Source organism: Pseudorhodobacter sp. W20_MBD10_FR17, from assembly GCF_052119765.1.
In the GTDB taxonomy this organism is placed as follows: domain Bacteria; phylum Pseudomonadota; class Alphaproteobacteria; order Rhodobacterales; family Rhodobacteraceae; genus Pseudorhodobacter.
In genome coordinates, this window is record NZ_JBGQOQ010000021.1 from 63,780 (window position 1) to 74,350 (window position 10,571).

8 protein-coding genes are annotated in these 10,571 nt (G+C 55.3%); 5 read left to right on the forward strand and 3 right to left on the reverse strand.

From position 1 onward, the window contains the following. Nucleotides 1-18 precede the first annotated feature (18 nt). On the reverse strand, nt 19-1,419 hold the full coding sequence (locus tag ACEN2J_RS14270; protein WP_442106773.1) for an MFS transporter: 1,401 nt from the start codon (nt 1,417-1,419) through the stop codon (nt 19-21). A gap of 106 nt (nt 1,420-1,525) precedes the next feature. Continuing rightward, nucleotides 1,526-3,439, reverse strand: a complete 1,914-nt coding sequence (locus tag ACEN2J_RS14275) for a potassium transporter Kup (protein ID WP_442106774.1) — start codon at nt 3,437-3,439, stop codon at nt 1,526-1,528. A 261-nt stretch (nt 3,440-3,700) separates the two neighbouring features. Here ACEN2J_RS14275 and ACEN2J_RS14280 point away from each other — a divergent pair, with 261 nt between their 5' ends. After that, nucleotides 3,701-5,008: a malonyl-CoA decarboxylase gene (locus ACEN2J_RS14280; RefSeq protein WP_442106775.1), complete on the forward strand. Its 1,308-nt coding sequence runs from the start codon at nt 3,701-3,703 to the stop codon at nt 5,006-5,008. Beyond that, nucleotides 5,005-6,501, forward strand: a complete 1,497-nt coding sequence (locus ACEN2J_RS14285) for a malonate--CoA ligase (RefSeq protein WP_442106776.1) — start codon at nt 5,005-5,007, stop codon at nt 6,499-6,501. Before ACEN2J_RS14280 ends, ACEN2J_RS14285 begins: the two co-directional genes overlap by 4 nt. Before the next feature lie 436 nt (nt 6,502-6,937). Here the strand turns inward: ACEN2J_RS14285 and ACEN2J_RS14290 are convergent, their stop codons facing one another. Beyond that, a complete protein-coding gene (locus tag ACEN2J_RS14290; protein WP_442106777.1) occupies nt 6,938-7,378 on the reverse strand; it encodes a hypothetical protein in 441 nt (146 codons plus the stop codon). 523 nt (nt 7,379-7,901) lie between these two features. Here ACEN2J_RS14290 and ACEN2J_RS14295 point away from each other — a divergent pair. The 3 genes from ACEN2J_RS14295 to ACEN2J_RS14305 form a co-directional block, all read left to right on the forward strand. After that, complete coding sequence (locus ACEN2J_RS14295) at nt 7,902-8,300, forward strand: hypothetical protein (protein ID WP_442106778.1); 399 nt, start codon at nt 7,902-7,904, stop codon at nt 8,298-8,300. A 321-nt stretch (nt 8,301-8,621) separates the two neighbouring features. Continuing rightward, nucleotides 8,622-9,800: an O-antigen ligase family protein gene (locus tag ACEN2J_RS14300; RefSeq protein ID WP_442106779.1), complete on the forward strand. Its 1,179-nt coding sequence runs from the start codon at nt 8,622-8,624 to the stop codon at nt 9,798-9,800. Between the two features lie 26 nt (nt 9,801-9,826). Further along, nucleotides 9,827-10,571: metallophosphoesterase (locus ACEN2J_RS14305; RefSeq protein ID WP_442106780.1), on the forward strand; the 745-nt coding region annotated here is incomplete at its 3' end.

Genomic DNA, 10,571 nt, shown 5'->3' on the forward strand with positions numbered 1-10,571 from the left:
AACCCCTCCGCCCGCGCGCTATTTGTTGTGTTCTAAAAGCTCTTTCCCCGAGCTTGACGTGAGGCGCATAAACCACAAAGCCGAGCTGAGTGAGAGCAATGCCAGCATTGCGAATACTGGCGGGAAATGTGCCAGATCAATAGAGGTGCCGCCATAAAAATGCTGCATCGCCTCTAGGCCAAAGGCGGCCACAGTGATGCCGACGGATGCGATAAGCTGCTGCATGACAGAGTTAAAGCTGGTCGCGCTCGACATTTGTTTGGTGTCAATCTCGGAATAGGCCATCGCGTTGATGCTGGTGAATTGCAGGGACCGGCAGATGCCACCGGTAAACAGGGTCGCGACCATGATCAGGTAGGGGGTTTGCGGGCTGAACCAAGCGGGTGCGAATAACAGCGCTGAGGCAAAGACAGCGTTGACGGACAGAACCTTGCGAAAGCCATAGCGGCGCAAGATGGGCTGTGCGATGAATTTCATTGTAATCGCGCCAAGCCCCGAGGCAAAGGTCATCATCCCCGATTGAAACGCGCTAAGGCCAAAGCCGATTTGAAACATCAACGGCAGCAAAAACGGCAATGCGCCGCTGCCAAGCCGGAAAAAGATGCCGCCCACGGTGCTGATCCGAAAGGTTGCAAAGCGCAGCAGGCGCAGATCAACCAACGGTGCCGGAACCCGCAGGGCGTGGCGGACATAGCCCGCCGTCAATGCAGCCCCCACCCCGATCATCACCACCAGTATTGGGATAGGCGCCAGCCCAAGCCCCGCGATGGTGACGCCCGATAGAAACAGCGCCAAGCCCGGGCCAACCAGCCAAAAGCCAAGCGCATCAAATTTCGCAACCGGTATCGGCGGCAGCTTTGGAATGAACCGTGTGACCAGCGCTAAACCAAGCACTGCAATCGGCACGTTGATCCAGAAAATCCAGCGCCAGTCGAAATAGGTGGTGATAAATCCGCCCAAAGGCGGGCCAAGCACAGGGCCTATCAGCGCGGGCACCGTTAGCCACGCCATGGCGTTTACAAACCCCGCCTTTGGCACCGATCGCAGCACGATCAGCCGTGCGACCGGCACCATCATCGCGCCGCCAATCCCTTGGACAACACGCGCAAGGATAAGAGACAGCATCGATGTCGATAAAGCGCAGGCAATAGAGCTGAGGGCGAACACCGCAATCGCCAAGCGAAAGACCCGCCGCGCGCCAAAGCGATCCGCTGCCCAGCCGGACGCCGGAATAAATACGGCAAGCGATAGCAAGTATGATGTAAGCGCCAGCTTAAGGTGGATCGGGTCTGTGCCAAAATCCTTGGCGATTTGGGGCAGGGCTGTCGACAGAACCGTCGAGTCGATGTTTTCCATCAAAAGCGCTGTTGCCACGATCAGCGCGGTGCTATTTTTCTTGATGCCTTGTAAGCTTAGCATTCACCTTGGCCTTTCGCCTGCCGCCGTCTTTGGCCGCAATAGCGCATAGTCGCGCCATGCGGACAAGACGTGAAAGCGAGTGCGATGCGTTACAACGCCCCCGCTGTTAGATCTTGATCTGCCGACCCAATGAGACGACCTGATCAGGCGGAAGCTTGTACGTTGTCGCAACGCGCGCCGAGTTTCGCCATAAGAATGCAAAGATACTGTTGCGGATGTTTTTAAAGATCGACTTGCGGGGGGTGACAATAAGCGTATCGCGGCCAACGTAAAAGGTTGTTGTTTCGGGATCAATTTCCAGACCCAGAACCTCGCAAAACCTCAACGCGACTGGCAGGTTGGGTGTTTGCATGTACCCGTAATGCAGGATGACGCGGTGAAAGCCTTGCTCCAACGCGATGATTTCGGCGCGTTCGGCGCTGGGCACGCGCGGCACGTCTTCGGTCTTTACGGTGACCAAAATGATGCGTTCATGCAGGGCGGGGGCGTGGCGCAATTCTTTCAGCAAAAGCTGCGGTGTCTTATCCAATGTGATGGTAAGATAGACAGCTGTACCCGGAAACCGGAGCGGCGGATTTGTTTTTAGGCGCGCAAAGAACTCGGTGAGCGGCTCTCGGTTTTGGGTGGTCAGTTTGCCGAGGCTGATAACGCCTTTGCGCCAGATCGCCATAATGGCAAAGATCATCGATGCAACCAAAACCGGATACCAGCCACCGTCAAAGAATTTCAGCAAGTTGGCGAGAAAATAGGCCAAATCGCTGATAAGGAAGATGATGGCCAAGCTGCCGGCCCCAAACTTATTCCAGCCAAAGCGGCGGGCGACGAAATAGGCAAGGATGGTGGTAACCACCATATCGGCAGACACCGCAAGCCCATAGGCCGATGCCAGATTGTCCGAGCTGCGAAAGGTGATGACCAGCCCAATGGTCGCGATCATCAAGGCCCAGTTGATAAAGGGAATATAGATCTGGCCAATGTGATCGCGGTCGGTCTGGATGATTTCAATAGGGGGAAGTTGGCCCAATTGGATGGCTTGGCGTGTCAATGAAAACACCCCCGAAATCACCGCTTGTGACGCAATGATTGTTGCAATCGTCGCCAGAAAAACCAGCGGGTAATGCGCCCAATCGGCGGCGAGGCCGTAAAACGGGTGGCTGATGGTTTCGGGGTGTGCCAGTACCGTCGCCCCTTGGCCAAAGTAGTTTAGCAGCAGCGCAGGCAAGGCAACGCAAAACCATGCCAGCCGGATTGGATCACGCCCGAAATGCCCCATATCGGCATAAAGCGCCTCGGCACCCGTCACCGACAAAAACACCGTACCCAGAATGATAAGGCCAAGCATACCATTGCCCAGCAAAAGCCGTATGCCATAGGCGGGGTTAAACGCGGCAAAAACACCGGGATATTGCAAAATGCCGCCAATCCCCATGATGGCTAGCACCGAAAACCAAACCAGCATAACCGGACCAAATAATGCGCCTATTTTTGATGTGCCGTGGTTTTGCACGGCAAACAGCATCAGCAGAATGGCCACCGTGATCGGGATAACCAAATGGTTAAAGCTGGACGATTCCACCTTAAGGCCTTCGACCGCACTGAGCACCGAAATCGCCGGAGTAATGGTGCCATCGCCAAACAACAGCGCCGCGCCAAACAACCCCATGACCATCAGAACATTGCGCCGTGACCCTTTGGCCGCATTCCAAGGGTTCAACAAAGCGACCAGCGCAATAATGCCTCCTTCGCCATTGTTATCGGCCTTTAGGATGAACCAAAGGTACTTGATCGAGACGACCAGAATCAGAGACCATACGATCAGTGACAATACGCCCAGCACATTGGGCAGCGTTGGCGCGATGCCTATTTCACTGCTAAAGCATTGCTTGAATGCATAAAGTGGGCTGGTGCCGATATCGCCATAAACAACACCTAACGCTGCAAGGGACAATGCGATCGCGGGGCGCTTGGGGGATTGTTGCGTGTCAGAGGTGGCGGAGGGAGTTTGGTTGCCAGAATTCATGGCCAATAGCCTTCATGAGACGAATGGTTTGATTTACCCTAAGGCTTGGCGTTTGAATAATTACTTATTTGTAAAGCAAGGCGGGTGCCTTGCAGCCGTATCAGGCGCAGGCCTTATATAGCCGTTTTGTTTGCCGATAATTTTTTGATATAACGTGTAATATCGATTTTTTATTGCTTTGGGGTTTGAAATCTGTATAGGTAATCTCAACCAGCCGCGCCAAATGTGCGGTTTAATCTTGAACAAATAGGGGTGGTCCCGATGTTACAGTCCAGCTTTCTGACGGATCTTTTGGCGACGATCACCAACCGGGCGCAGCAGGCATCGACGGCCCGCGATACGCGCCCGATTGAAGAGCTGTGCGAAGTTTTGTTGTCCGACATCGGCGATGTGTCGGCGATTAAGGTGGCGCGGGCGATTTTGCAGAAATACCGTGGCTTGGATACCGCGCAGCGGGCCGATTTCTTTCGCCGTTTGGCCGATGATTTTGATATCGAGCCCAAAACCGTTGTTGACCTCGCGCAGCGCTATAGCGAGACCCGCTCGGCGCAGGATTTGGCGGCGTTGATAACGCAGGCCGAACCGCGCCGCCAAGAGGTCTTGCGCCGGCTGAACCGTATTCCGGGGGCGACCGCCGATCTGGTGGCCATGCGCTGCGATCTGTTTGAGGCAATACGCGCCGAGCCTACCTTGGCACGCATCGATCTCGATTTTGCACATTTGTTTGGGTCATGGTTCAACCCCGGCTTTTTGGTTTTGCGGCGTATTAACTGGAACAGTCCGGCCAATATCCTTGAAAAGATTATCGCTTATGAGGCCGTGCATGCGATCGACAGTTGGGATGCGTTGCGCCTGCGTTTGGTGCCGGAAGATCGCCAATGCTATGCCTATTTTCACCCTTGTATGCCCGAAGAGCCGCTAATTTTTGTCGAGGTGGCGCTAACCAATGGCATTCCGGGCAATATCCAGTCGGTGCTGGCCGAGGATCGCGCGGCGGCCCCCGCCCACCAGATGGATACGGCGGTGTTTTACTCCATTTCGAACTGTCAGGCGGGCTTGCGGGGGATTTCCTTTGGCAATGCGTTGATAAAACATGTGGTCGAGGATTTATCGATCAGCCAGCCGCAGGTGAAAACCTTTGTGACCCTGTCGCCTATCCCCGGGTATCGTGCGTGGCTTGATGGCCAGTTGGAAACGCTGCCCGAGGCCGAGGCGCAGACATTGCGCGCGGCATTGGCGCAGACCGACAGCAAGGGTGCGGCTGTGCTGCGCCGCTATATCGCGCATTATCTGGTCAATGAAAAACGGCCCAAGGGCGACCCTGTCAATCCGGTGGCGCGGTTTCATCTGGGCAATGGTGCCATTGTGCAAGAGGTCCACCCGCATGGCGACAGTTCTGAAAACGGGCAGCGCGGGTCCTATGGCGCGATGGTCAACTACCTCTATGACCCAGCGAAAATTGACCGTAACATCGAAGGGTTTACGACAATAGGCACTGTCGCTACATCGCGTGCGATCGGCACCCTTCTTAAATCCGCCCCTATCCAGACAAGCAAGGCTGACACATGAGCAACACTCTGTTCGATCCCCTTTTTGGCCGCCACACCGGCAGCACCGCGCCCTTTATGATGCTAGAGGACGGGAGCACGCTGAGTTATGGCGCGTTTGTCACGCTGTCTGCCCAGCTTGCAAATGTGTTTACGGGGCTTGGGCTGGTCAAAGGCGACCGTGTGGCGTTGCAGGTTGCCAAGTCACCGATGGCACTGGCGGTTTATGCGGCCTGTCTGCGCAGCGGCTTGGTGCTGTTGCCGTTGAACACCGCCTATACTACTAGTGAGCTGTCGTATTTTCTGGGCGACGCCGAGCCGCGCTTGGTGATTTGCGGTGGCAAGGATGCTGCGGCGATGACGGGTATTTTGAACGGCGCGGCCCTGCTGACGCTGAACGCCGATGGCAAAGGCAGCCTGTTTGACGCCGCCGCTGCCGCGCCTGAAACCCATGCTGTGGTGGAGTGTGCGCCAACCGATCTGGCAGCGATTTTGTATACATCGGGCACGACGGGTCGGTCCAAGGGCGCGATGCTCAGCCATGCAAACCTGCTGTCTAACGCCACCGCGCTGACCGATTTGTGGCAGTTCACCGACAAGGACGTTTTGCTGCATGCCTTGCCAATTTTCCACACACATGGGCTGTTTGTTGCGGTGAATGTTGTGGCCCTTTCGGGGGCCGCGATGATTTTCCACGCGGGCTTTAACGCTGCGGCCCTGTTGGCTGATCTGCCACGCGCCACAACGCTGATGGGCGTGCCGACCTTTTACACGCGGCTGTTGGCCGAGCCCGGCTTTACCCGTGAGGCCGCCGCACATATGCGCCTGTTTGTGTCGGGCAGCGCGCCACTTTTGGCCGATACCCACACCCAGTTTGAGGCCCGCACCGGCCACCGCATTCTGGAACGTTACGGCATGACCGAAACCAACATGAACGCGTCGAACCCCTATGTGGGAGAGCGCCGCCCCGGCACTGTCGGCTTTGCCCTGCCCGGAACCGAAATCAAAATCACCGACCCGAACACCGGAGCCGAGATGGCACAAGGTGAGACGGGGATGATCGAAGTGCGCGGCCCCAACGTGTTTGGCGGCTATTGGCGGATGCCCGAAAAGACCGCCGAAGAGCTGCGCGAAAACGGCTTTTTTATCACAGGTGATTTGGGGCAGATTGATCCCGATGGCTATTTGATGATTGTTGGACGCCAAAAAGATCTTATTATTTCAGGCGGCTATAACATCTATCCCAAAGAGATCGAGGTCTTGCTGGATGCGCTGCCGGGCGTGCGCGAATCTGCTGTTTTTGGCGTGCCGAATGCCGATTTTGGCGAGGAAACCATTGCTGCTGTGGTACCGGAAACCGGCAGCACGCTGGACCCCGCCACGCTGCTGGCCGAAATCACACCGCATCTGGCACGGTTTAAGCACCCCCGCCGTATCGTGATCGTCGAAGACCTGCCACGAAACACTATGGGGAAAGTCCAGAAAAACATCCTGCGACAAACATATTCTGCCTGAAAAGGGGCGGTAGCGCTGCACTTGCCGAGAGGGGCCGCAACCAAAGGCGGCCCAAGCACATGCCTGCATATTTGAGTGCGGGCATGTGCTGACGCGCAGAGCAGGGGGAATGGATAGAGATTATGATCTGTCGGCTGAAGGATTGGCGCCGAGTGGCAAGGGGCGACCAAAGCCCGTCTTAGTAGCTTTCGCCCTTGCGGCAATCGTAATGTCTAGGCTTGGAAGGTCATTGGGGCGGAGGGCCAGCGTTATAGCTTTGCTCTATACAGCCCATCTAAAATTATCGGTAACGATTTTGACCGAAATGTCTTTATAATGTCTAAAAAACAACTTTGTAAAACAGGCCTGAACAATACACATTAAACAGGCCTGCAATATATATTTCGGAAATGCCCTTAAACGAGCTTTTCACGCAATCGCTGAAATGAGCGATTGATTAAGATGGGCTTGCAGCGCTTTCAGCAACCGCTTCCAAGCTAATTGCATCGCCGCGGGCGATCGAGGCCGATGCTACGGTGAGTGCACGGCTCAAAGTTGTAAGGCCCCTAGCGCTGGCTTCTCTGGTTGCGGAGGCGAAAAATTCCCGCGCTACAGCAGGCGAAATTCTGCCCGCGTTGTAATCAGCAGAAACCGCTGAGACAACAGAACCCACAATCCGGCTCATTGGCACGCCTGGGTTTGCAGCTGCCAGTCTGGCAACCAAAGCTTTGATAGCAAGGTCACATGCCGGACCAGCGCTACAGCCAGCTTCAAGGGCGGCAATATCCGCAGTGCTAATGTTAACAGCCACGTCTTGCGCTGCTGCAAAGCCAGTTGAAACGCAGAGGATCAATGCTGCACTGGAATATTTTAGAAAACTCAAAGACCGATTGTTCATTGTTTACCTCATAGAGCAAGTCAGGTGGATTGTCGAAAAAATGAATTTACTCTTGATGTTCATACGGCAAACAGTATCATGCTGCAATGACTTGTAAGAGTATTACACTTTAATTTGCGCGTATGCGTCTTTTTTAGTCGATTTTTTGGCATAGTGACACCGGTTTGGCGAGATGTTGTTTTGAATTAACTTAAGATTTGAACAATAAGTAAGTCAAAATGCGATCATGTCATGCATTGGGATAAGAATGATTCTACGCGTTTCGATTATACTTTTTTGTGCTGCAGTAATTGTGGCATCTGCAGGTCTGTTTGCTCAGGACTATCGGGTTGTTTTTCTGTTGCGTGGAACGACGAACGACCAGATCGCAGCTTTTGCCAGCCCGAGTTATAAGCCTGCTGCCGCAGCGAGTGCGCGGACGCTTCGCGACCTTATAATCAATTGTTCAAGGCTTACACTCTCGGCCCCGGCGTTAAAGGCGCAACCTGAATTGGCCGAAATCGTAAGGGGGCGTTGCGCAGATTTGGCGGACCAAGTCATTCAAACCTCGCCCGCCAATGCGCGTGCGCGTGCGCTTGCCGTGCTGATGGCGCCCAAGCTGTCTGCGCCTGATCTTGCGGTCGCGCAAAGGACTGCTCCATATGAACCTTGGCCTTTGGTCACGCGGCTTTCCGCAATCGCCTCTGCGGATACCGCCGCTGGCACCTCGACCGAGGGTTTGGCTCCAGACATTCAAAGCCTTGCTCAGGCGGATTTTGCACGCGCGCTCCAATCTAACTGGGGGATGCGTGAGGTAGTAAAAATCTACGCGCAACACAGCGCACTACGCCCCATCATTCAGGACGCATTGGGCGGTTTTACGCCAGCCGAGCAATCAAGATTTATCCGTTTGGTCCGCCAAACAGCTGCAAGCTCTGGTTAAGGGTTCATCATGGACATCCAACGTCACCCCTTAAATCGCGCGCATGACAGGCTTGCTTTGATCTTGGCCGTATTGGTGCCGCTCACCTCTCTACCTTTGGCTTCGAACAGGTCAAGTTGGTGGCTGCTTTGGACAATGATATTTGCGTTTTTAGCTATGTATCATGTCTGGCGCACTGGGCGACTAGAGCGGAGTCACCGGCCTCGCTTTTTGCGGTTTCGTGCGGCATTTTTGCTGGCATTCGTGCTGCCGATTTGGGCGCTGGTACAAACCATACCGTTGGGGCCCTTGCAGGCTTTGTTGCCGAGCGGCCTTTTGGGAATGCGCGACGGATTGGGTGATCTGGTCGGCACTAGAATTTCGGTTGAACCAGAGATTGCGATGTCCGGCGTCCTGCGGTTCATTGGGTACATCCTGCTTCTGGGGTTGGTTCTCGAAGTTGCGACCCGTGGCAAACGGGTGCTGCGATTGGCAACGCTCGTCTTTGTCGGTGTGGTGTTGCAGGCGATTTGGGCCGTTGTGGCCCTAAAGCTCCTACATGATTTTTCGTTTCTAGGCCCTAAAGAGGCTTATGAAGGCGTTGCCACCGGCACCTTCATCAACCGCAACTCGCTTGCAACATTTCTGGGATTTGGCGTCATCTTGGGGATTGGCATATTGGTCGAAAGAGATGATCAGTCCCGCCTGCGTTCATCGCGAAAACAAAACGCCTTGAATAAGCTGGGCTTTGCGGGTGGTTTCATTTTGCTTGGCATTTTCGTCCAGCTCGCGGCCCTTTTGGCCACCCAATCGCGCTTGGGGCTGGCGTCGACCGTGGTTGCGATGATCGCAACGGTACTTTTGGTACGACGCCGTGCAGGCGTGCCAACACTTCGACTGGCGGTTGAATTGCTCATTCTTCTGGTCATCGCCGGGCTGGTGGTTACGGTTCTGGCCGGCGGTGAAGGGGTCATGACACGGTTTTTGTTTGCCAGCTCGGAAGGGCAAGTGCGTCTAACGCTTTATGAGCAGACACTTGGTATGATCGGGGCGCGGCCTTTTTCAGGGTTCGGGATGGATAGCTTCGGCTTTGCGTTTGAGGCGTTTCGTGCCCCGCCACTGCTTGGGGTTGGTACCTTTGATTTGGCCCATAACAGCTATTTGATGCTTTGGGCTGAATTCGGGGTTGTCGTCGGCTCAATCCCGCCGCTGCTGTTGACAGTGGCCGCCGTGGTGCTTTGGCGCCAGATGCTGTCGCCTCGGGGGTTTTCAGGTCTTGCGGTGGCTGGGCTTGGCGTTTTGGTACTGGGGGCGGTGCATTCCTTGGGCGACTTCAGCCTTGAGATTCCGGCAAACGTGTATCTTTTCTTAATCATTATTGGCCTTGGACTGGGGCAGCGCAAAGCGCGCAATCCGGTCGCAGACGCGCCTTTTGTAAATCCCGCGCCACAGCCCGCACCACAGAGTGCCGCGGTCGAAAAACGGACGGGCACCATAACATTTTCTGGTAAAGCGCCGTGATCGGGTTGTCGCGCCTGTTAAGTCGGATGAGGGCGGCCCCCGCCATCAAAGACACCAGCCGCATTCTGCCGCTCGATCCGCACAAAGGGCCGATTTACGCTGTAGGCGATGTTCACGGCTGCAAATCGCTCTTGCTGGATCTTCTTGCGCAGATCGAACAAGACGCGGCAGGCTTTCCCGACGCGCCGGCGATTGTTTTGCTGGGGGATGTGATTGATCGCGGTCCGGATAGTGCGGGCGTGCTCGATTATCTGACCGGTGTACAGCACACCCAACCCGTTCAATCGATTCTGGGCAACCATGAGCGCATGATGTTGTCGTTTTTTGCAGCGCCCAAGCAAAATCTGGGCTGGCTTGATCTTGGTGGGTTTGAAACCTTGCGGTCTTACGGGCTTGCGCTGACTGCACAAGATGCCGCCGAAATGACGCAACGCCGGTTGATGCAGACGCTTTCAGCACATGTTCCAGAGGCCCATCTCGACTGGCTTGCCGCCTTGCCGCATGGCTATCGCGTTCGCCTGAATAATGAAGACTTTTTGCTGGTGCATGCCGGTTATGACCCTGCGCTAACGGACAGCGCACAGCATGAGGATGTCTTGCTATGGGGTCGGCCGCCATCGGCTGCTGGCTCTGCGCAGAGGCGTGATGCCCAGCCTAGCCCTCTGCGGAGTGTTCAGGGACACAAGATCGTTTCCACGCCCGACATTTCTGCGCAATGCATCCAAATTGACACTGGCGCTTGGCAAAGTGGTAAACTTTCGGCGTTGCGGC

Bases quoted from the DNA above. Each gene is read 5' to 3' on its own strand.
- ACEN2J_RS14300 (WP_442106779.1), top strand. From the start codon at position 8,622: ATGCGCGACGGATTGGGTGATCTGGTCGGCACTAGAATTTCGGTTGAA.
- ACEN2J_RS14270 (WP_442106773.1), bottom strand. From the start codon at position 1,419: ATGCTAAGCTTACAAGGCATCAAGAAAAATAGCACCGCGCTGATCGTG.
- ACEN2J_RS14280 (WP_442106775.1), top strand. From the start codon at position 3,701: ATGTTACAGTCCAGCTTTCTGACGGATCTTTTGGCGACGATCACCAAC.
- ACEN2J_RS14275 (WP_442106774.1), bottom strand. From the start codon at position 3,439: ATGAATTCTGGCAACCAAACTCCCTCCGCCACCTCTGACACGCAACAA.
- ACEN2J_RS14285 (WP_442106776.1), top strand. From the start codon at position 5,005: ATGAGCAACACTCTGTTCGATCCCCTTTTTGGCCGCCACACCGGCAGC.
- ACEN2J_RS14290 (WP_442106777.1), bottom strand. From the start codon at position 7,378: ATGAACAATCGGTCTTTGAGTTTTCTAAAATATTCCAGTGCAGCATTG.